This window comes from Plesiocystis pacifica SIR-1 (genome assembly GCF_000170895.1).
Taxonomy (GTDB): Bacteria; Myxococcota_A; Polyangia; order Nannocystales; family Nannocystaceae; genus Plesiocystis; species Plesiocystis pacifica.
On the sequence record NZ_ABCS01000001.1, the window covers coordinates 257455 to 278145 of the forward strand.

A 20691-nucleotide genomic window follows, 5' to 3' on the forward strand; every position below is an offset into this window, starting at 1 on the left:
CGAATGTCGATGGCGCGGCGAGGCCGTCGAGCGGCCCTCGTAGCCTCGATGGCTCGGCGCCGCGGGGACCCGCGAGGGTGATACAATCACCCCGTGGACTACCTGCCGTTTTGGCTCGGCGGAATCGCGCTGGCCGGTGTGGCCCTGTGGATGTGGATCCTCGAGGGCCGGACGCTCGGCGTCACCGGCCAGGTCACGCGCATCGTCGACGCGTTCGCGGATCCCGACGGGGAGGCCGAGGCCGTCGAGTTCTCCAAGCGCGATCCCAACGACGTGCTCGCGGCCCTCGCCGCGGCGACGGCCGCCGAGCTCGGGGTCGATCTCGACGCGCCCAAGCACGACGACTCGGCCGGCTCGCGCCTGGACATGCAGCGCCACGTGCCCTTGCCCAGCCGCATCCTGTTCTTGCTGTTCATCGTCCTGGGCTCGCTGACCGGGGGCTTGCTCGACGGCAGCTTCGAGGGCGTGCGGACCTCGCTGGCCGAGGGGCACGCGGCCTTCATCGGCACCGGCTGGCAGAGCTGGCTGCTGCTGCTCGGCGGCGGCGTGGCGGTGGGCTTCGGCACGCGCATGTCGGGGGGCTGCACCTCGGGCCACGGCCTCAGCGGCTGCTCGCGCATCGTGCCGCGCAGCATCGTCGCAACCATGACCTTCCTGGGCACCGCGGTGCTGTTCACCCTCGTGACCAAGGCCTTGATGTGAACTACCGAACCAAGACCATCGTCCGCGGGTTCCGCTTCGCCGTCCCGGCCTTCTTATTGGGCCTGGTGCTGCACTTCACCGGCTTCACCAACTTCGACGAGGTCCACAAAATGTTCGGCCTCGAGGACTGGCGCTTGTTCCTGACCTTCGGCGTCGCCGTGGTCTTGACCATGGTCGGCGTGCACTCGGTGCGCGCCAAGGAGCGCGCCCGCCTGCCCCGCGGGACGATGCACCCCGGCATCCTCCCGGGCGCCGCGCTCTTTGGCGTCGGCTGGGCGCTGACCGGCGCGTGCCCGGGGGTCGTGTTCGCGCAGCTCGGGGAGGGCCAGCTCATGGCGCTGATCTCTCTCGTCGGCATCTTCATCGGGAACGCCATCTACTCCGTCGCCCACCGCCGCTGGTTTCGGTGGGACACCGGGAGCTGTGAAGCAGGATGAGTCAGTCGTCGGCCTCCGAGACCACCGCCGGTCCTTGCCCGCACATGCGCAGCTGTCGGCTGTTTCCGATCTTGTCGGCGAGCAACGCCCTCGACTACTGGGTCGGCGTGTACTGCAAGGGCGAGTTCACCAAGTGCGCGCGCCATGATCGCTTGACCCGGGGGCTGACCGTGGCGCCCAACCTGCTGCCCAACGGCAAGAAGATCTAGCTGGCTTTGGGCGTGGCGCGGGCGAGGGCGCGGGCCTTCGCGTAGTTCTGGGCGATGGTCGAGATGGCCTGCATGGCGCCGTCGAGCTCGCGGGCGCGGGCGTCGACGCGGGCGCGGTAGACCTGCCGCGCGACGATCCACGCGCCGACGCAGGCGGCCGCGGTCAGGGGCAGGGCCAGCGCGAGGGCGAGGGAGGTCGAGAGCGCGGCCAGGGGCAAGGTCGAGAGCAGGGCGCCGCCAGAGCCCGAGCCGGCGGCCGCCCCAAATACGCCGCGCACGAGGTGGTCGAGCTTCTCCTCGATGCGCACGCGCGTGCGCCCCCCGTGGGGGACGACGGTCAGGGCGATGGTCCGCGACCACCGGGGCCCGGCGGGGCCGTGCTTGGGCAGGGCCGTCCAGGTCAGCGAGCGGCCAATGAGCGACGCCACACCGAGCTCGCCGGTGTGGCGTCGAATGGCCTCGATCACGTACTCGTAGGCCCGCACGGGGATCTCACCGTCGAGCACGACCTCGAGCACCAGGGTGCGAGGCGCGCCAAGTGTGGGAGTCGCGCGCTCGCGTCCCGCCTGGCGCAGGGCCATCTCCCCGGCCGCCCGGCGGACGAAGCTGGCGTCGATGCCCGCGACCGCGGCGGCCTCCTCGAGCTCCCCGACGCTCATGCGCCGGGCGTCGCTGGCGAGGCGCTGGAGCTCCGCGGCCCGCTCGAGAATATGCGCCGCTTCGGACTCCTGGAAGCGGGGGTCGTGGGGGCCCGTCAGTGGGGTCAGCATGCCAGCTGGCTGCAACGCGGGCGAGGCCGGTGGCGATCTGAATTCCGCGCAGATTGGCGCTCGGGTCCGCTCTGGACCCGGCGGCGCGATTCTGGGCCCAGGTCGGCGGCGCTTCCCATGTATGCTCCTTCGCGGTGTCTCCGGAGCAGCGAGCCTCGCGCGTGTTTCCCTGGGTGGCGCGCTTTTTGGGCCGCGTCGAGGTCCGGCTCGTGCTCTCGGTGGCGATCATCATCAGCCTCCTGCCCTTCGACTGGGCGGCGGCTTACGACCCGCTCTTCCTCGGCCTGTTCGGTCTGGAGTTCATCGCCCGGGCCCTGCTGATCTTCCGCGGCGAGGACCTCTACACCCACGGCAACAAGACCGGGGTGACGCCGACGGAGGCCGAGATCCAAGAGCGGCGCGGGTGGCAGGTCCCCCGGCCTCTGACCCTGGCGCTGCTGTTCTTTGATCTCCTGGCGCTGATGTCCTTTTTGCCCTCGCTGATCTCGGGCATCGAGGACACGCGCTGGCTGCGGCTGTTTCGGCTGTCGCGCATGCTCTTGCTGATCAGCTACTGGGCGCCGCTGGTCCGCGACGTGTGGGCGGTGCTCTCGCGCCGCGAGCGGCTGCGCCAGGTCGTGCTCATGGGCTTCATCGTCCTGGCCCTGAGCTTCGCCGGCGCGGTGGTCATCGATCAGCTCAACGTGGCGGACCAAAACGTCGTCGACTTCACCGGCGACGACGAGATTGACTCGCGCGACGAGGGCTTTTGGATCCACCTGTGGTGGGCCTTTCGCCAGATCCAGGACCCAGGCAACATGCTGCCCAGCCCGGGCGAGCCGGCCTCGGTGCTAGTCAGCGTGGCGCTGACCATCGTCGGCCTGTTCATGGTGTCGTTCCTGATCGGTCTCGGGACCGACGTCGTCCGCGAGCTCATGGAGCTCTCGCGCCTGCGCCCGCCGGAGCTCAAGGGCCACACGATCATCGTCAACATCGATCTGTCGACGCAGCAGCTGCTCCACGAGCTGCTGCGCTACTCCCAGAAGTTGGTGCCCGAGGGCCGGCTCTCGCTGCACTGGCTGGAGGAGCTGCTGCGCAATACCCGGCGCGGGATCCGGAGCGCGCGCTACCTCGTGGTCGGGCGCAGCCCCGACCCTCCCGACTTTCTGCGCCAGCCCGAGCTCGCGCGCATCGTCTACCGCCAGGGCCACGTCGACGACGAGACCTTCCTGGTCCGCACGGACGTCGCCGACGCCCAGCGCATGGTCCTGCTCGCGGACCTCGGGGTCGAGGACCCCGACGCCGAGACCATCCAGGCCCTGCTCACGGTGACCGAGAGCCTGCGCGAGGCCGACAGCGATCCGAACCGTCAACGGCCCACGCGCAAGCGCCTGCTGATCGCCGAGATCCTCGACGAGAGCAACGTCCCGGCCGCCCGCGCGGCGATCAACGGGGTCGACAGCGAGGACGATGGCTCGGCGACGCGGGCCTTCGTGGTCCCCAGCGAGCGCCTGATCGCGCTGTTCATCGCCTGCATCACCCGCCGCCCGGGCGCCGGTCGCTTGCTCGAAGAGCTGCTGACCAGCCACGGCCACGAGCTCTACACCCTGTTCTTCAGCCTGCCCGGCCTCGGCTACGTGCGCGAGGGCAACCCCGACCTGCCCGAGGACCCCGGCGCGATCATGGGCGAGCTGATCCGGCGAGCCCGCTCGCTGCCCTCGGGGCGGCGGGTCGTGCCCGTGGGCATCCTGCTCGAGACCAGCGACGACGAGGAGGCCCGGGTCCACATCAACCCCGAGCCGAGCTTCGTCGGGCTGGGCGCGTCGACCCTCGACAACGGCGGGGGCAGGGGCGTGTCGCTGACCGGGGTGCCCACGGTCAGCGAGGTCGAGCTCCTCGAGCAGGGCGCGCTCGGGAGCGTCGAGCCCCACGAGGACACGGCCCTCGACCGCTCGGGGCGCTTCGCCCAGGACGAGGACGAGTCGCCCTCGGCCGCGTCGAGCTTGACCTCGGCGGCCACGGTCCAGGTCCCGCGCTGTCTGGGCTTCGTGGCCATCGCCGACACCTTCGACGGCGTGCGCGAGCTGGCCGAGGACCTCTACGACCGCCCGCGCGAGGCCATCCCCAGCGATCCGGCCGGCGCCCCCTCGCTGCCCAACTTCGTCCAGTCCGAGATCACGCCCCTGCGCCGGGTGCTCGTGTGCGGCTTCCGCAGCGGCACGGTGAGCATGGTCGAGGCGCTGATCCAGGCCGAGCCCGAGGCCAAGCTGCTGATCATGGTCGCCTCGGAGGAGGCCCGGGCCGCGGCCTGGGACGACTTCGACGCGCACACGCGCCTGGTCGAGCGCGGGCTGCTAGGCGGCGAGCACGGCCGCTTCGTGCCCCGACGCAAGCGCCCCTGGGCCCTCGAGTGGGTTGAGAACGGGGCCCCCGTCGAGAAGGTGATCGAGCGCGAGGCCTCCGACGAGCCGCACATCCGCATCGTCACCGGCGACTGGAGCTCCTCGCGTCGGCTGACCAAGCTGCCCGAGGGCTTTGGCCACGTCGAGACCGTCGACGCGGTGATCTTGATCTCCAGCGAGCACTCCGGCTCCGACGCGCGCACGGCCAAGACGCTGATGAAGATCGAGACCCTGACCCAAAAGCCGCGCATCGTCGCCGAGGTCCTCGACGTCGAGCTGGCTCGCCGGCTGCGGCGGCGCACGGCGGCCAACAAGGGCGGCCGCATCCGCGTCTACTCCATCCAGGAGCTCCGAGCCTTCTTCATGTTCCAGTCCGTGGTCGTGCCCGCCTTCGACCTGGTCTACGCCGAGCTCATGGGCCCCTGGGGCCAGAGCTTCGTGCAGCTGCGGCCCGATCCGGGGGCGAAGCTCGAGGGCACGTGCACCTTCGAAGAGCTCGCCAACTGCCTGTCGATGCGCGACCAGGTGCTGTGCGGTGTCGAGCTCCGCGGCGACAACGGCCAGAGCACCACGCTGCACGTGGCGAGCGGCGGCGAGCACCACGGCGACCGCATCGATCTGGCCCGGGTGGCGGGGGTTTGGGTGATCGCGCGCGATCATGCCCAGCCCATCCGCGAGCGGGCCTGAGGGGGGTGGAATCCTGGAGTGGGCGCTCGCCACGCGCAGCGTTTGGCGCAGCCAACGGCGTCACGAAGGGACAGAAAAATCGTCGAATGTGGCGAAGTTCGCATGCGCGCGGGTGTGGTCGAGCGGTCTCTCTTTTTCCCATGAAGCTGCGCCGGGATCGCAGTTTCGGTCGTGCCGCCCCTGACCCAAGGGCCACGCAGATGTCCCGCCGATCAGGAAGAAACTGTGTGTAGCGTCTCTACATGAGCGAATTCGCGGAGAAGATTTCATCCGTGGTGCGCTGACTTGTTCTGGCGGCCGTGGGTCTCGCGCTGTACCTTCCTGCGCGATGGCGATCGCGGCCACCACACCGGTGCTCTGGCACACGCGAGAATTCATCGGTGACGTGCTCCTCGAGTCGAACGATGAGCACTTCCCGCTGATGCTCGCGCGGACTGTGGGACCCGCGCGGCCCTCGGAGGTGCTCCGCGTCATCCGCGAGTTCGACGACGCGAGCGCGCGGGCGCGCGCAGAGGGGCGGACTCTGGTCACGATCCTCGACGCGAGCCAGGGCGTGGTCCCCGATCAGCTCAACCGCGACATCTTGATGGACTGGCTGATCAGCAAGCGCGACGTCGCCGCGTCTCGCAGCCCTCGCATCTTCGTCGTCGCACCGGACACCCTGGTCCGCGGCTTCATCGCGTCGCTGCGCTGGACCGCCGGGCGGAACGTCTGCGTCGACACCGTGCCGACCATCGAGGCTGCCATCGAGCGCGCCTGCGCGGCGCTCGAGCACGCCAGGGAAGCCATCCCCGAGGTGCTCGCTCAGGCCCGCGCACAAAGCCCTCGCTAGGGACCATCGACGGCGGGAGCGAGCTGTTCGGCTCCGGCACCGAGCTCGGCTCCGATCGCCGCGCCGAGCACGGCTTCGCGGCCCTGTCCGAGTTCGACGCGGACGGTGACGTCGACGCCGACGACCCCCGCTTTGCCGAGCTGATGCTGTGGCGAGACTGGGACGCCGACCGCCGCTCGACCCCCGACGAACTCGAGCCCTCACCGGAGGCATCCAAGTGGCCGTGAATAACCGCTGGGCGGGCTTTCGCTAGGCGAGCTCTCGCCGGGCGAACTCGCGGCGCAGCTTGGTCAGCGCGCGCTCTTGGAGCTGGCGGATGCGCTCGCGCGACAGCGAGTGACGCTCGCCGAGCTGACGCAGGGTCATGGGCTCGAAGTCCACGGACTCGGCCTCGCTCGTGGCGATGCCGTAGCGGCGCTTGAGGATGTCCAGCTCGATGGGCTGGAGGTTGTAGAGGGCGTCGCGCAGGTGCTCGTTGAGCGCCTGGTGCTCGAGGATGTCGGCGGCGACGGGGACGCTGGCGTCCTCGAGGCGGTCGAGGAGGCCGCGGGCGTCGTCGTCGTGGCTCGGGGCGTCGAGGCTGACGGTCGGGTCGAGGGTCAGCTTGCTGAGCTTGCGGACGCGGGTCTTGCTCAGGCCGGCGGCCTGAGCGAGCTGCTCGGGCGTGGGCGTCTCGCCGGTCTTGGCCTCGAGCTCGCGGGTCACCCGGCGCAGGCGCTGGAGGTCGGCGGACACGTGGGCGGGCAGGCGGACGGTGCGGCCCTTGTTGGCGAGGGCGCGGTTGATGGCGTGCCGGATCCACCACGTGGCGTAGGTGGAGAAGCGGTAGCCGCGGGTCGGGTCGAAGCGATCGACGGCCTTCATCAGCCCGAGGTTGCCCTCCTGGACCAGGTCCTGGAGCGGCATCAGCCCGTGGTCGAAGCGGCGGGCGATGGTCACGACCAGCCGCAGGTTGGCCTTGACGAACTTGTTCTTGGACCAGCGCAGGGCGTGGCCGCTGGACCGAACCTTTTGGACGTAGCGCGCGAAGGGTCGGCTGCCCTTGGGCGGGTAGCTGACCTCGAGGGCGACGCCCTCGCGGCGGTGGGCGTCGATGGCCTCGAGGTCGGCGGCGACGCAGTCCGAGTAGTTGCCGTCGAGGTCGAGGGCAGCCATGGCCTCGGCGACCGCCTGCTGCGCATGCTCGAAGGCCTCGCGGTTGGCCTTGGTCTCGCGGTCGCGGTAGGCCCGCGAGGCGAGCCGCAGCTCGGAGAAGGCGGCGACGGGCAGGCCCTCGACCTCTCCCTCGCGCAGCTTGTCCTCGACGACGTCGGCGATGGCGGCGGCGAAGGGGGTGTAGGAGAGGAGGGCGCGCCAGTGGGTGAGGCGGCGATCGCTGATCTCCGTGGCCAGGTTGAGCTCCTGCTCGGGGGTCAGGACGTCGACTTTGGACACCGTGCTGAGGTAGGCGCCGAGGGGAGACTCCGACTTGCGGACGGGGCGGCGTTTGCTCGAGCTCTCGTTGGGTGTGGCCATGACCGATCCTCTCTGGGTGCGAGTACGAAAAGAATCCAAGTTTCGTTTCGGGGGGTGGAGATTCGGGACAGTAGGGCTATGCTCCCGATGCGGCGGTCGGCTCGGCCTCGCGCCTCTTCTCCCCCCTGTGGGTCGATGGAGATGCATGAATCGGGCCGAGACGCACTCCCTGGCTAGTTTACGTAGTTCAACCCAGCGGCCCATGGCCCGGACCCAGGAGGATCTGCGCGGACTCCAGCCTCGACACTGATGATTTCACTGATGACAGTCGTTGGCAGGCGCAGGCTTTGCTGCGCTCTGCCCCAATCTGGTCCGATCGGGTGCTGCGAGTGACAAATGACGGCGCTTTGAGGCGCAAATTGTGGCGCGAGGGGACAGGCTGGTCGACCGGACGGGAGGACCTGCGTGGCGGCGTCTGTAGCCATCGATCGACCGCGACTCGGACCTTCGTGGGGACAAGGGCGCGAGATTGCGACGAGACAAAGCGCGCGTGGACGGGGCTCGCTACCCCAGTGTCCTGTGATCCCCCGCGCACGTGGAGCGAGGCCGCGCGCCTTTGGTAGAGTGAGGCGGTGCGTTCTCGGCCTCGTACTCGCGAAAGCGCTTTCGCGGCAGCGTCGATGGCCACCCTCGTCGCGTGGCTCGCGGGGGCTTGCGAGGCCCAGATCGACACCGTCCCCGAGGGGGCGCTCGCCCTGGTCGGGGACCAGGCCATCGAGCCCGAGCGCCTCGACGGGGCCAACACCCAACTCGGCCCCTTTGGTCAGGCGCGCTTTCGGGGGCCCCACGGTCAGCGCGCGCTGCTCGACGCCGTCGTCGACGAAGAGCTCCTCGTGCAAGAGGCGCGGGACGCTGGCTACGGCGAGGCGCACCCGCTGGTCGAGTGGGCCGTGCTCGAGGAGCTCGCCGAGCTCCAGCGCGCCGCCATGCTCGAGCGCCGCCTGCCCCGGGCCGAGGTCGCGGCGGACACCGAGGCCCTGCGCGCCCGCTACGAGCGCGAGCGCGACGAAAAATTCTTCGAGCCCGAGCGCCGGCGCATCGAGGCGGTCTACTTCCCGACCTTCGAGGAGGCCGAGGGCGCGCTGGCCCGGCTGAAGTCCGGCGAGGTCGACATCGCGGGGGTGGCCGCCGAGCAGGGCCGCGACGTGCTCAGCTCGCCGGCGATGAAGCGCGACGATGACGAGTTCCCGCGCTACCACGAGGTGCTCTTCGACCCGGAGCTGAAGGTCGGCGAGCCCCTGCGCGAGCCCGTGCTCTCGGACAAGCTCGTGCTCGTCGCCGTGCTCGCCGAGATCGTCCCGCGCTCCCACGTGCCCTTCGACACCCCCGAGGTCCAGGAGCAACTGGTGAGCGCCGAGCGAGCCGCGCGCCTCGAGCCCGTGGAGGCGGAGCTGCTCGACGAGCTCCGCGCGCAGTATCCAGCGGGCTAGGGGCGCTGCGCGCTGCTGGGGCTTCCCCGCCTTGTGTGCCCTCCGACCAGGGTGCTACACCGCCTGGGTGCGCGCTCTCGCCCCGAGCTTGCTGATCACCCTCGGCCTCGCCGTGGGCGCGTCGATGTCGAGCGCTCTGGTCGCTCCCGAGCTCGCCCACGCGGCCGACCCCCAGGTCCTCGATCGCATCGTCGCGGTCGTCGACGACGAGATCATCCTCGAGTCCGACCTCGCCCGCTGGCTGATGTTCGACGAGGAGATCGCGTTCGAGCTCCAGAAGCTGCAGAACCCGACGGAGGACCAGCTCATGCGCCGCCTCGCCGAGCTCGAGCCCCTGGCCCTCGACAACCTCATCGGGCGCAAGCTGATGCTGTCCCAGGCCCAGACCTTCCAGGTCGGGGCCACCGAGCAAGAGGTCGAGGTCTACCTGCAGCAGCTCGCCCGCAGCGCGCAGCTGAGCTCCGTCGCCGAGCTGCGCACGGCCGTGGAGCAGAGCGGCCGCTACGGCACCTGGCCCGAGTACCGCAACAAGCTGCGCGAGGACATCATCCTCTACAAGCTCCAGGGTCAGCTGCTCAACATCGCGGTCAGCGACGCGCAGGTGCTCGAGCGCTACCGCGAGCTGAGCAAGGGCGAGGAGTCGCGCCTGGCCGTGCGCCGCCTGGTGTTCCGCGCGGGCGAGGACAGCTCCGAGCGGGACGCGGTGTTCAAGCGGGCCAAGACCGTGGTCCGTCGGCTCAGCGGCGGCGAGGACTTCGAGGCCGTCGCGGCCGAGCTGGGCCAGGCGGCGGAGTCCGAGGAGGTCACCCGCAGCGGCGTGTCCCGGCCCATCGGCGAGCGCCTGTTCAAGGCCAAGGCCGGCGACGTCGTCGGCCCGCTGAGCTCCGGCCAGGGCTACGTGGTCTTCCTCGTCGAGGAGGTCATCGCCTCGGACCTGCTCGGCTTCGAGGAGGCCAAGGACCGCCTGCGCCGGCTGCTCGAAGAGGAAGCCCGCCAAAAGGCGCTCAAGGAGCTCTACGAGCAGCTCCGCGCCCGGGCCCACGTCGACATCCGCCTTTGAGCGGTCGGGATTGGCGCCGGTCTCTGCCTCGCGCGGCCGCAGCGGTCGGGTGAGGCGCCAAGGTGTGCTATCCACCCCCGGTGTTCGAGACCATCTCCAAGGGCTTTCGGGCAGCGCGCGAGCGCCTGACTGGCAAGGGCGAGCTGAGCGAGGACGTCATCGACGCCGCCCTCAAGGACGTCCGCTTGAGCCTGCTCGAGGCCGACGTCGAGTTCCGCACCGTCAAGAAGTTCCTCCGCGCGGTCAAGGCCAAGGCGCTGGGCGAGGAGGTCCAGCTCGTCGCCAAGGGCAAGGACGGCAAGGTCCGCGTCCGCCCCGAGGACCACTTCGTGCACATCTGCCACGAGGCCCTCGTCGAGCTCATGGGCCCGGTCGATACGAGCCTGGCCCGCGCCAACAAGGGCGTCACCGGCATCATGATGGTCGGCCTGCAGGGCTCGGGCAAGACGACCACGACCGGCAAGCTCGCCCGCAAGCTGCAAAAAGAGGGGCACAAGGTCATGCTCGTGGCCGCGGACGTCTACCGCCCGGCCGCCATCCACCAGCTCCAGGTCCTCGGCGAGCGCCTGGGCGTGCCGGTGTTCGCCCGCCCCGGGGCCAACCCCGTCGACATCTGCCGCGACGCCACGGAGCAGGCGGCGATGGAGGGCATGGACTTCGTCCTCTACGACACGGCGGGCCGCCTGACCGTCGACGACGCCCTGATGGAGGAGCTCGAGAAGATCGAGAGCTCCGTCCACCCGGCGAACATCTTCCTGGTCATCGACGCGATGATCGGCCAGGACGCGGTCCAGACCGCCAAGGCCTTCGACGAGCGCCTGGAGCTCACCGGCGTCGTGCTGACCAAGCTCGACGGTGACGCCCGCGGCGGCGCGGCCTTGTCGATCAAGGCCGCCACGGGCAAGCCGATCAAGTTCCTGGGCATGGGCGAGAGCCTCGACAAGCTCGAGGACTTCCGCCCCGAGGGCCTGGCCGGGCGCATCCTGGGCATGGGCGACCTCGTCGGCCTGATGAACGACTTCCAGGACGTCGTCGACGAGGAGAAGGCAGCCGAAGACGCCGAGAAGATGCTCGGCGGCAGCTTCGGGATGGACGACTTCCTCCAGCAGATCAAGACGATCCAGTCCATGGGGTCGATGAAGGATCTGATGGACAAGATGCCCCTGGGCTCGCTGTTTGGCGGCGACCTGCCCGAGGAGGTGCTCGAGCAGGCGGCCGACGACCGCGAGCTGGTCAAGCTCGAGGCGATGATCCAGTCGATGACCAAGAAAGAGCGCCAGGACCCGGAGCTCTTTTTGCAAGAGGCCGCGCGCTCGACCACGCCGGCTCACGCCAAGCTCACCCGCCGCAAGAAGCGGCCCAAGAAGGCCAAGGACCCGAGCGCGCTCGGACCCGAGGACTTCGTCGAGAGCCGCGTGCGTCGGGTCGCCCGGGGCTCCGGACGGCTCGAGGACGAGGTCATGGGCCTGGTCTCCCGCTTCATGGTCATGCGCGACATGTTCGGCATGCTCGGCGACCTCATGGGCGGCACGGGCTTGATGAGCAAGATCCCGGGCATGAAGAACCTCAAGCAGATGGGCGCGCTGCGGAAGCTGGCCAAGGACCCCCAGGCCCTCGAGGCGCTCATGGGCGGAGGGGGCATGCCGGGCGGGATGCCTGGGATGCCGCCGGGGATGGGCATGCCCGGGATGCCGCCGGGGATGGGCATGCCCGGTGCGGGCGGCGGGGGCATGGACATCGCCAGCATGCTCGAGGCCATGGGCGGCGGCGGGGCCAAGTCGGCCAAGAAGACGAAGAACAAAAAAGACAAGCGCAAGAAGGACCGCAAGGCTCGGCGCAAAAACCGGCGTAAGTGATGGGCGATCGGCGCGGGGCCTCGAGCGGTCCGCGCGGTTCGTTTCGTCGCAGGCGCGGCGCGCCATGGCTCGGTGTGCCTGCTCGGGCTCTCAGGGTCGGCGAGAGGAGCTCTGGCCGACCCTCTGTCGATCTCGACCGTCGCGGATGAGCCACGCCCTCCGACGCCCCGCGCGACCGGCCCTGCGTTCGTTTTGTAGTCCGCGCTGCACGCTTGGCGCGGTTCCGGACGGGTCGTTTTCTGTTATCCTGCTCACAGAACGGGGCCGGTCTAACCCGCTCCGTCGCACGCCTCCGGCCATGGCTCCCCCTAGCGCCAATCCCCTCGCGCAGGACTCTCGACTGCAGGTCGACGCGGTCGTCGCCCACCGCTACCGGGTGGTCGCCCACGCCCGCGCGTGCGGCTTTGGTCAGGTCTACGAGGTCGAGGACGAGGTCACGGGCACGCAGGTCGGGCTCATGCGCCTGGCCCCGGAGTTCGCCCAAGACGGCGTGCGCGAGCGCTTCATCGACAGGCGCCTGAGCGCGACCTTGGACGACCCTCGCGTCGTCGACGTGCTCGACCTTGGCGAGGACCTCGACGGGCGGCTGTACCTGGTCATGCCGTGGATCGAGGGGGAGACCCTGCTCGACCGCCTGGACCGGGAGTCGCCCTTGCCCTGGGCCATCGCCCGCGACCTCGTGGTCGAGATCGCCGGGGCGCTCTCGGCCGCGCACGAGGTCGGGCTGGTGCACGGCGCCCTCGATCCCCAGCGGGTGCTGCTGCCCAAGGAGGGCGGGGTGATGGTCGTCGACTTTGGCCTGGCCGCCTCGCTGCCCGCGAACCCCCTCGACGCCGGGGCGAGACAGGGGCGCAGCGAGACCCTGACCAACATGTTGCCCGGCGACCCGCGCTACCTCGCGCCCGAGCAGATTCGGGGCGAGGCCGGGGACATCCGCAGCGACGTCTACGCCCTCGGCGTGCTGGCCTGGGAGCTGGTCTCGGGCACGCCTCCCTTCGGCGCGGGCAGCCTCGTCGAGGTGGTCCAGGCCCAGCTCGAGGCGCCCTTGCCCGAGCTGGTCCGCCTCGGCGGCGCGCCCGTGGAGATCGAGGCGCTGCTCCACCTGGCGCTGGCCAAGGCGCCCGACGAGCGCTTCGCCTCGGTCGAGGAATTCGCGGTCACCCTCGGGGCCCTCGACGCGTCCTCGCGGCGGACCATGGTCCCGCGCTCGAGCGCGCCCACGGGCGCTCACCGAGCGCTGACGGGTCGGCACGCGGCCGTCTCGACCAAGCCGCGCAAGGCAGGAGCGCGCAAGCCCAAGCCCCGCAAAGCACCCGCGTCTCCAGCTTCGCGCGCGACCATGGTGGCCGGCAGCGCGCCGAGCTCGGACTCGGCGGCGGTCAAGGGGTCGGTGTCCCTGGGCGAGCAGGCGACGATGCTGTCCGAGGGCCTGACCAGTCGCCCTTCCCGGCCGTCGACGAAGCTCGAGAAGCGCAAGCCGCCCAAGCTGAAGCCGCGCAGGCCACCGGACGGTGTCCAGCCCCGCAAGCACACCCAGAGCGCGCAGATCACCGAGGCCGTGCCGGCCCTCGACATGGAGGCCATCGAGGCCGAGGAGCGGCGCAGCGAGGGCGCGGTCGCGGTCGCGTGGGCCGAAACCTCGCCCCCCCGGGCTCGACCCCCAAGCCGCGCACGGGGGCGACCATCGTCGCCACAAGGCGCCGCCAAACGCCAAGGCGCCCGCGGCCGACGAGCGCGAGAGCTCGAGCACCGAGGGCGAGATCCACATCGACCTCGAGACGCCGGCGGAGCGCTCGACGAGCGCGCCCGTGGCCGCGGTGGTCGTCAACGAGACCAAGCCGGCCGCGGCGAGCGTGGCTCCGACTCCGGCCCCAAGCTCGTCTCCAACCGGGCAGACGGAGACCAGCGCGGCGGCCAAGGTGCTCCCCCTTCAGCCGGTCGCCGCGGCGGCCGAGCCGAGCCCGAGCCCCGAGCCGACCACCCCGCCAGCGGAACAAAAGCGCGGCGGTCTGGGCTGGCTCGAGAAGGCGATCATCGCGTTCTTGCTGTTCGACCTGCTGGTCTTCGCGGGCTACAAGATCTTCGGCGGCTCGAAGGCGGAGCCCGAGGACGAGGCCGCCGTGGCCGAGCGCGCCCAGGGTGAACGGTCAGACGAGTCGGCCCCCGAATCGCCCGAGGCGCAGCCAGCTGGCCAGGGCGAGCCAGGACCGGGCGGGGCCGCGGCGGGCGAGGACGGCGACGCGCCGGTGGTCGAGGACGGGGACCCGGCCCAACCTGTCGGCGGGCCCTCGGGAGCCGGAGGCGGCGCGGCCCCGGTTCAGCCCGCCGACGTCAACGCCATGATCGCGGCCGAGCTCGCCCCCGAGCCCGACGCCCCGGGGCCCCAGCGACCCCTCGAGGCGGCCCTGAACGCGAGCGAGTTCCGGACCATCATGGTCGACGCGCGCCAGAAGATGATCTCGAAGTGCCTCGACACGAAGATGCGCCGGACCATCAAGATCTCGGTCAAGGTCACCCCGGCGGGCGAGGTCAGCTACGCCCGCATCATCGGCGACCAGGCCGCGACCAGCCTCGGGACCTGCATCCTCGAGCAGGTCTACCGCCTCGAGTTCCCGGCCACCCACGAGGGCGGCACCCACGTCTACGCCCTGCGCCTGCGCTGACTCGGGTCAGGGACAACGCCACGTCCTCCTGCCCCACGTCCACGACCAGAGACTGTGAATGAATTCACAGTCTCTGTCTGTTTTGGGCCATCGCGGACGACGCCACGCCCTCCCTGCCCCACGTCCGCGACTCAGGGACTGTGAACGAATCCACGCCCCCGCTCGCGGGGGCGACCACCTGCCTTCTCAAAGGCACGAACTCCATTACCCACCAAGCCAAAGCGGAGGAGCGGACAGCGACGCAGCGCCCTCGGTTCTAGGCGACTGTGGGGGCAGAGCAGTCAGTCATCGTTGAGGGTGTCGATGCGGGCGCAGGCGGCGTTGGTCACCGACGCCAGCGCGCGCAGCTCGGCGATGGGGTCGGTGGCCTGGCCGTTGTGGGTCAGGCGCTCGCGCAGGGCGTCGAGGCCCTCGGCGGATACGCCCGCCCAGTCGGCGAAGCGGGCCAGGGCCTGACCTTCGCCCAGGGGCAGGGGCTGCCCGAGGAGCTCGAGGGTGTGGTAGCCGACCATGGTCAGGCGCTCGAGGGCGTCGCGGAGCATGGGGTCGAGGTGGCGCTGGTGCGTGGCCAGGCACCACAGCAGGCGGTTGCGGAGGCGGTGGGCCAGGGTCCGGAGCGCGCGCTCGAGCTCGTGGCGCAGATCGTCGGGGGCGATGGTCAGCTCGGAGAAGGGATCCTCGCCGGCGAGCACGACGTTGCGCGCCCGCCACTCGGCGAGCTCGAGGGCGAGCACGTCCGTCGAGCCTTCGAGCTCGAGCTGTGTGACCATGCGGATCTGCAGGCCGTCGCGGAGCAGGGGCCCCAGCTCCGCGCCGAGCACGTCGAGGGTGGCCTCGGGCAGCTCGCGGGCGACGATGAGCAGCTCCACCGAGTTGCCTCGGAAGTTGCGGTTGGGCCCCGCCGACGCGCCGATCAGACACACCGCGCACAGATCCTCCCGCAGGGCCTCCGAGGCCGCGTTGGACGCGGACAGGACCTTGTTCCGGAGGGTCTCCGGCAGCCAGGGGAGCTCGGCCATGGGCCAACCATACCCAATGGCTGAGCGCGCGGCGATGAAGTGGTGAGAATGGCCGCTGCCTGTAGCCCTGCTCAGCTGTTCATTTGGCGGGGCGTCCATGGCTTCAGGGCCCTCGGGAGCGCTACCCTGGCGCCGCTCGTCGTGTCCTCCCCGTGTCTCACCGCGCTGTTTGCGTTGCTCGTCTTTGGACCAGGCGTGGTGGAGTCGCCGGGGGAGAAGGGGCCCGGGGGGGGCGTGGAAGGTCCGAGCGAGGCTCCCGAGGAAGGCCCGAGCGAGGCCCCGATCGAGGGCGGGAGCGAGGCCGAGGGCCTCGAGAGCCTGTCCGACGCCGTCCCGCCCCGGGAGCTCCAGGCCGTGCGTGCGCGGGGACCCGTGACCGTCGACGGCCGGGCGGACGACGAGGTCTGGGCCCGGGCTCCGGTCGGGTCCGGCTTCCTCGAGCGCACGCCGGACCTGGGCGCCGAGCCGCCCCTCGAGACCCGGGTGCGCGTCGCCTACGACGACGCGGCGCTCTACGTCCTGGTCGAGGGTGAGGTCGAGGGGCCCCAGGACCTCCAGGTCCGGACCCTGCGGCGGGACTCCGGGGCGATCTTCGCCGACGACACCATCGCCGTGAAGATCGACCCGCACCACGACCGGCGCTCGGGGCTGACCTTCGGGGCCAACGTCGACGGGGCGCAGGTCGACACCATGGTGCTCGAGGACGGGCGCATCAGCATCCGCGAGTGGGACGCGGTCTGGCAGGTCGAGTCGCAGATCGAGGATGATCGCTTCGTGCTCGAGTACCGCATCCCCTTCGCGGTCCTGGGCCTGAGCGGGCGGGCCTCGACCACGGCCGAGGGCATCACCATGGGCTTCGACGTGTCCCGGGACCACGCGCGGCGCAACGCGACCTACGACTGGCGGCTGATCGTGCCGCCCCGCCACCCCGTGTCCGCGTCGGCCTTCGGCACGCTCACGGGCATCCGCGACATCCGCCCGCGCCGGGCCCTCGAGTACACCCCCTTCGTCGTCGCGCGCACGGACTTCGGGCCGAGCTTCACCCTGGATCCGCTGCGCGTGCCCAACGTGGCCACGGGCGCCGACCTGCGCGTGCAGGCGGGCAAGGCCTCCTTCGTCGAGGCCAGCGTGCTCACGGACTTCGCCCAGGTTGAGGTCGACGAGGTCCAGGTCGCCCGCGACCGCTTCCCGCTGTTCTTCCCCGAGCGCCGGCCCTTCTTCATCAACGGCCTGGACGTGTTCAACTTTGGCGACCAGCGCCGCGGCCAGCTGTTCTTTTCACGGCGCATCGGCCTGACCGGGGGGCGACCCATCCCGATCCTCGGCGGGCTCAAGGGCTACGGCCGCTCGGGGCGGCTGTCCTGGGGCGTGCTCAACGTCCAGACCATGCGGACCCTGCCCCGGGCCAGCGACGACCTCGAGCAGCGCGAAGAATTCGAGTCGACGCCGCCGGAGAACATCACCGTCGGGCGCCTGCGCGTGCAGGCCTCGCGGCGGGTCATCGTCGGCGCCCTGGCCATGGGCAAGGCGCGCATGGCCGGCCCGCGCGAGGCGGACGGCCACGACAATTTCTCGGCGGGGATCGACGGCGAGCTGCGCTCCCTCGACGGGAAGTTTCGCAGCTACGCCTTCTTCGCCGGGACCTGGCGCGAGACCCCGGCGATCGCCGACGAGGTCGACGACTCGGGCGCCGTGGTGACCCCCGGCGAGCCCGCGGGCGAGGAGTTTGGGACCAGCGCCCACCTGCGCTCGGAGTACCAGGGCCTGTTCGTGCGCCCGCGCGTGGAGTGGCTGTGGAGCGACGAGCGCTTCCAGGCGCCGCTGGGCTTTTATCGCCGACCGGGGACGGCCCGGCAGCGGGCGGAGCTGAAGTTCGCCCCGCGGCCGCGGGTGATGGGCCTGCGCGACATCGTGTTCGGCCCCGTCGCCGCCGTGGAGACCGAGCCCGACTACTCGGCCCTGCTGACCACGGCCTACGGCGGGGACCTGCAGATCAACTGGGCCCAGGGCTGGCGCGTCCAGTATCAGGTGCGCAGCCTCAGCGACCGCGTGCTCGAGCCCTTCGAGCTCTACCTCATCGAGGTCGAGGACGGGACCTACCGCGGGCAGCGGCACAAATTCGAGGTCGGATCGCCGCGCCGGTGGTGGCTGTTCGGCAACGTCGAGTACGAGTTTCGCCAGGTCTTCGGCGGCGTCAGCCACTCCCTCGAGACCGAGCTGCGCGCGCGCCTGGGCAAGCACTTTGCGATCCAGGGCAAGTACACCCAGCTGTTCGGGACCCTGGGCGAGGCCGGCGAGGACTTCAACTTTGGCTTCCTCAACGGCACCGTCGACGTGGCCTTCACCCGCTGGCTGCACTGGGACACGCTGGTGCGCCTGAACCTCGAGCCCGGCGGCGAGCGCCTCGGGCTGCAAAGCCGCGTGCGCTGGCGCTACCGCCAGGGCAGCGACCTGTTCGTCGTCTATCGCACCGATCAGCCCCTGGGCCTCGACGCCGTCGGGGAGACCCCGCGCCAGCCCTTTCACGAGGTCACGGTCAAGCTGACCTACTACCTGCGCGCGCTGATGTAGCCCGCCGCAGGCTCAGCCAAAGAACGCCAGGCAGCGCAGCTCGATGCTCTCGCGCAGGCTCCCCGGCGAGCCGTCTCCCGGGGTCTCGGGGTGGGCGAAGGCGGTGTGGGGCGTGAACCGGGCGCGGCCGTCGGTGGCCGAGTCGTAGACCTTGAACACCAGGGCCTCGTCGCGGCTCATGGCGGGGAAGTGGGTCCAGCGATGGGCCGGGTTGTAGGCGAGCTGGTAGATCTCCCCGACCCGCGTGGGGTGGCGGCGCTCGGCGGCGATGAAGTCCGCCGGGGCCACGCTCCGGGCGTCGCACAGCGCCAGCGGATGGGCGAGCAGGCGGGCGCGCGGGTCGGCGTAGATCGGCCGCCACACCTGGACGATGGCGAAGCGACGCGCGAGCAAGCAAGCCTTCGGCCTCGTCCGGCAACACGTCCTGGACGCGCCACGGGCCCGAGCGCTCGGTGTAGTCGTTGTGGACCACGTGGACGGGCTCGCGGGCGAAGGCGCCGGCGTGGTGCTCGGGGCGCTCGGAGCGGAGCGTGTGATCGAAGATGACCACGCGCTGCGCCCCCGCGACCCGGGCGACGAGGGCCTCGGTCTCGGGGTAGGCCACGGCTTCGATCTGCGCCGGGTCCCAGTAGTCGGCCACGGCCGTGGGCGCGGCGACGAGGGTGAAGCCCTCGCGCTCGATGGTAGGGCGGGTCGGGGCCTCGCGGCCGTCTTCGATCTCGACCTCGCGCAGGTCGTCCTGGCCCCCGCTGCGCCGACGCAGGCGACCGCCGGGTCCCGTCGTCTCGGTCACGGGGGTCTCCCCGGTGTCGATGGAGTAACGCAGCTGCGCGCGGACGCTCGCCATGGGCCGAGCATACGCGACGGGGGAGGGCGGCCGTGCGACCATGGCCGCATGTCGCTGGTGTTGCCGAACACGCGGGGCGTGACCCTGCTCGCGATCGCCTCGCTCGCGTCGACGCTGGGCCTCGGCGCCTGCGGGGGCCGGGTCGAGGGCTCGTCGACGAGTGAGATCCACAGCGAGCCCGGCCCGACGCCGAGCGAGCCCGACTCGGTCGTGGTCGAGCCCGCGCCGGGACCCCGGGCCCTCGAAGGCACGCACGTCGTCGTGCGCAGCGGCGCGCGCTTTTTCCCGAGCGCCGAGGCCAAAGAGCCCGTCGTGACGCGGAGCTTTTTGTCCGACGAGGCGGCCCCGCCCGGAACCCTGGCCGCCCGGACCATCGGCTGGGTGATGGCGGCGGGCGAGCTGCACGGCTCGCGCGTGGAGGTCCGCAGCCTCGGCGGGGAGGACGACTCGAGCTCCTGCGGCCACAACTTCGCCGGCCTCGACGACATGGAGGTGCGCATGTGGGTCGAGCGCTCGGACCTCGTCGTCGTCACCACGGGCTTTGTCGAAGCGACCTACGCCGACGGGAGCGGGCTGTCGATCCCTCCGGGCGCGCCGATCGTCCCGGACTCGCCGCTGCCCGAGGGCCTCGACGGCGCCGACGAGCCCGGCCCGTGGCTGGCGACCTGGGGCTTCGAGCGCTCCCTGGCCAAGGCCGAGTTCGCCGAGGACGGGCCGCTCGTGACCGGGCAGGCCTTCGTCCCCGCCGAGCGTCCGCCGCTCGCCAACCTCGCCGAGCCCGAGGGGCACCTGCTCCTCGACGGTCGCGAATTTTGGGCCTGGAGCGCCAAGCAGGGCGCGCGCGTCGAGCGAGATGGAGCCGTCTTCTACGTGCTGCGGGAGAGCTGCGTCGACATCCGCGTTCGCAGCGTCGAGGAGGTCCCCGAGGGCGCCGAGGGAGGGCTGGGGCTGATCGGCACCGGGCGCGGAGGCGGGGGCTACAGCCCCTCGGACCAGCGCGCGCTGGTGTCCGTGCCCGAGGGCGCGACGGTCTACTGGCCCGACGGCAGCGCAGCCGGGGTGACCCGCCGCGAGCTCCGGGCGAACCGCGTCGTGGCCCGAGGCGAGGGCCGCTGCGCCTACTTTGGCGTGGGCAACGAGAGCCGGGATCTGGTGCTGTGCTTCGACCCGGAGCAGTCCAAGGTCCTCGAGCTCGGCCACGTCGTCGCCAAGGACCCGAAGTGGAAGCCGGCGCCGGAGGACCTGGACGGGGCCAACCGTCGCCTCGACGCGTGGCTGCAGCGGCTGCGGGTGCCGTGCATCAGCCGGGCCATCGAGGCCGACCCCACGCTCGACGCGAGCATGACGGTGCGCCTGCGCGTCGACAAACCTTCGAAAGAGAGCGGGACCGGGCCCAACTGGACCACGGTCGCGGTCGAGGGCAAGCCGCGCTCGGTCAGCCCCGAGCTGCGCTCGTGCGTCGAGGCGGAGCTGGGCAAGTGGCGACCGCGGGACTACGTGGGCAAGCAAGTGCGCGTCGAGCTGCGCATGAGCGCCGCCCAACCTTGAGAGGGTCGGCCAGAATGAGGCACGCCGCCTCGCTTGTTCCTGACGACGAGGCTCGTTGTCGCCGAAGCTCGAAGTATGCTCGATACGCCTTCGCTTCGGCTCCTCGATCTCGCCGCCAGGCCCGGCGCGAGGCGACGTGCCTCATTCTGGCCGACCCTCTGAGG

The 20691-nt window shown here is 71.0% G+C and carries 16 protein-coding genes and 1 pseudogene; 12 read left to right on the forward strand and 5 right to left on the reverse strand.

The genetic code is table 11. The annotated features are described in order from the left end of the window. The first annotated feature begins 93 nt into the window (after window positions 1-93). The 3 genes from PPSIR1_RS41505 to PPSIR1_RS47245 are packed head-to-tail and all read left to right on the forward strand — an operon-like array spanning window position 94 to window position 1348. Window positions 94-702 (forward strand): YeeE/YedE family protein, encoded by a 609-nt coding sequence (locus PPSIR1_RS41505; RefSeq protein WP_006969090.1) that lies wholly within the window; start codon window positions 94-96, stop codon window positions 700-702. After that, window positions 699-1139, forward strand: a complete 441-nt coding sequence (locus PPSIR1_RS00975) for a DUF6691 family protein (RefSeq protein WP_006969091.1) — start codon at window positions 699-701, stop codon at window positions 1137-1139. Before PPSIR1_RS41505 ends, PPSIR1_RS00975 begins: the two co-directional genes overlap by 4 nt. Further along, a complete protein-coding gene (locus tag PPSIR1_RS47245; protein ID WP_157595085.1) occupies window positions 1136-1348 on the forward strand; it encodes a hypothetical protein in 213 nt (70 codons plus the stop codon). The genes PPSIR1_RS00975 and PPSIR1_RS47245 overlap by 4 nt, the downstream gene beginning before the upstream one ends. Here the strand turns inward: PPSIR1_RS47245 and PPSIR1_RS00980 are convergent. After that, entirely contained in the window at window positions 1345-2118 is a 774-nt protein-coding gene (locus tag PPSIR1_RS00980; protein ID WP_006969093.1) for a hypothetical protein, read from the reverse strand. The genes PPSIR1_RS47245 and PPSIR1_RS00980 overlap by 4 nt on opposite strands. A 134-nt stretch (window positions 2119-2252) precedes the next feature. Between PPSIR1_RS00980 and PPSIR1_RS41510 the strand changes: the two genes are divergently transcribed. Together PPSIR1_RS41510 and PPSIR1_RS00990 are read left to right on the forward strand one after the other, a co-directional pair. Continuing rightward, the gene (locus PPSIR1_RS41510; RefSeq protein ID WP_157595086.1) at window positions 2253-5186 is read left to right on the forward strand and encodes an ion transporter; all 2934 of its coding nucleotides are present in this window, start codon (window positions 2253-2255) and stop codon (window positions 5184-5186) included. Window positions 5187-5514: 328 nt separating this feature from the next. Continuing rightward, window positions 5515-6018, forward strand: a complete 504-nt coding sequence (locus PPSIR1_RS00990) for a hypothetical protein (protein WP_006969095.1) — start codon at window positions 5515-5517, stop codon at window positions 6016-6018. 249 nt (window positions 6019-6267) lie between these two features. On the opposite strand, the gene PPSIR1_RS00995 is transcribed toward PPSIR1_RS00990, so the two are convergent. Then, a complete protein-coding gene (locus tag PPSIR1_RS00995; RefSeq protein WP_006969096.1) occupies window positions 6268-7533 on the reverse strand; it encodes a sigma-70 family RNA polymerase sigma factor in 1266 nt (421 codons plus the stop codon). Window positions 7534-8153: 620 nt separating this feature from the next. On the opposite strand from PPSIR1_RS00995, the gene PPSIR1_RS01000 reads away from it, so the two are divergent. The 5 genes from PPSIR1_RS01000 (at window position 8154) to PPSIR1_RS01020 (ending at window position 14542) form a co-directional block, all read left to right on the forward strand. After that, the gene (locus PPSIR1_RS01000) at window positions 8154-8963 is read left to right on the forward strand and encodes a peptidylprolyl isomerase (protein ID WP_006969097.1); all 810 of its coding nucleotides are present in this window, start codon (window positions 8154-8156) and stop codon (window positions 8961-8963) included. Between the two features lie 67 nt (window positions 8964-9030). Beyond that, window positions 9031-10023 carry a peptidylprolyl isomerase gene (locus tag PPSIR1_RS01005; protein ID WP_157595087.1) on the forward strand — a complete coding sequence of 331 codons (993 nt, stop codon included), beginning with the start codon at window positions 9031-9033 and terminating at the stop codon, window positions 10021-10023. A gap of 80 nt (window positions 10024-10103) precedes the next feature. Beyond that, window positions 10104-11879: a signal recognition particle protein gene (locus tag PPSIR1_RS01010; RefSeq protein WP_006969099.1), complete on the forward strand. Its 1776-nt coding sequence runs from the start codon at window positions 10104-10106 to the stop codon at window positions 11877-11879. 298 nt (window positions 11880-12177) lie between these two features. Beyond that, entirely contained in the window at window positions 12178-14022 is a 1845-nt protein-coding gene (locus PPSIR1_RS01015; protein ID WP_006969100.1) for a protein kinase domain-containing protein, read from the forward strand. After that, window positions 13922-14542, forward strand: a complete 621-nt coding sequence (locus PPSIR1_RS01020) for a hypothetical protein (protein ID WP_006969101.1) — start codon at window positions 13922-13924, stop codon at window positions 14540-14542. The genes PPSIR1_RS01015 and PPSIR1_RS01020 overlap by 101 nt, the downstream gene beginning before the upstream one ends. 281 nt (window positions 14543-14823) lie before the next feature. Here PPSIR1_RS01020 and PPSIR1_RS01025 read toward each other — a convergent pair whose 3' ends face one another. After that, window positions 14824-15561, reverse strand: coding sequence for a hypothetical protein (locus PPSIR1_RS01025; protein WP_006969102.1), 738 nt, complete (start codon window positions 15559-15561; stop codon window positions 14824-14826). A gap of 234 nt (window positions 15562-15795) precedes the next feature. Between PPSIR1_RS01025 and PPSIR1_RS01030 the strand changes: the two genes are divergently transcribed. Next, a complete protein-coding gene (locus PPSIR1_RS01030) occupies window positions 15796-18132 on the forward strand; it encodes a carbohydrate binding family 9 domain-containing protein (protein WP_006969103.1) in 2337 nt (778 codons plus the stop codon). A 12-nt stretch (window positions 18133-18144) separates the two neighbouring features. On the opposite strand, the gene PPSIR1_RS41515 is transcribed toward PPSIR1_RS01030, so the two are convergent. Together PPSIR1_RS41515 and PPSIR1_RS51135 are read right to left on the reverse strand one after the other, a co-directional pair. Continuing rightward, the gene (locus PPSIR1_RS41515) at window positions 18145-18525 is read right to left on the reverse strand and encodes a CmcJ/NvfI family oxidoreductase (protein ID WP_006969105.1); all 381 of its coding nucleotides are present in this window, start codon (window positions 18523-18525) and stop codon (window positions 18145-18147) included. A 58-nt stretch (window positions 18526-18583) separates the two neighbouring features. Next, window positions 18584-19021 (reverse strand): annotated as a pseudogene (locus PPSIR1_RS51135) (CmcJ/NvfI family oxidoreductase); the annotation flags it as partial. 6 nt (window positions 19022-19027) lie between these two features. Between PPSIR1_RS51135 and PPSIR1_RS01040 the strand changes: the two are divergent. Beyond that, window positions 19028-20527: a hypothetical protein gene (locus PPSIR1_RS01040; RefSeq protein WP_006969106.1), complete on the forward strand. Its 1500-nt coding sequence runs from the start codon at window positions 19028-19030 to the stop codon at window positions 20525-20527. Window positions 20528-20691: the final 164 nt, after the last annotated feature.

Excerpts from the sequence above, each read along its gene's own strand:
- PPSIR1_RS47245 (WP_157595085.1), top strand. The coding sequence starts at position 1,136 with ATGAGTCAGTCGTCGGCCTCCGAGACCACCGCCGGTCCTTGCCCGCAC.
- PPSIR1_RS00980 (WP_006969093.1), bottom strand. The coding sequence starts at position 2,118 with ATGCTGACCCCACTGACGGGCCCCCACGACCCCCGCTTCCAGGAGTCC.
- PPSIR1_RS00990 (WP_006969095.1), top strand. The coding sequence starts at position 5,515 with ATGGCGATCGCGGCCACCACACCGGTGCTCTGGCACACGCGAGAATTC.
- PPSIR1_RS00995 (WP_006969096.1), bottom strand. The coding sequence starts at position 7,533 with ATGGCCACACCCAACGAGAGCTCGAGCAAACGCCGCCCCGTCCGCAAG.
- PPSIR1_RS01000 (WP_006969097.1), top strand. The coding sequence starts at position 8,154 with ATGGCCACCCTCGTCGCGTGGCTCGCGGGGGCTTGCGAGGCCCAGATC.
- PPSIR1_RS01015 (WP_006969100.1), top strand. The coding sequence starts at position 12,178 with ATGGCTCCCCCTAGCGCCAATCCCCTCGCGCAGGACTCTCGACTGCAG.
- PPSIR1_RS01025 (WP_006969102.1), bottom strand. The coding sequence starts at position 15,561 with ATGGCCGAGCTCCCCTGGCTGCCGGAGACCCTCCGGAACAAGGTCCTG.
- PPSIR1_RS01040 (WP_006969106.1), top strand. The coding sequence starts at position 19,028 with ATGTCGCTGGTGTTGCCGAACACGCGGGGCGTGACCCTGCTCGCGATC.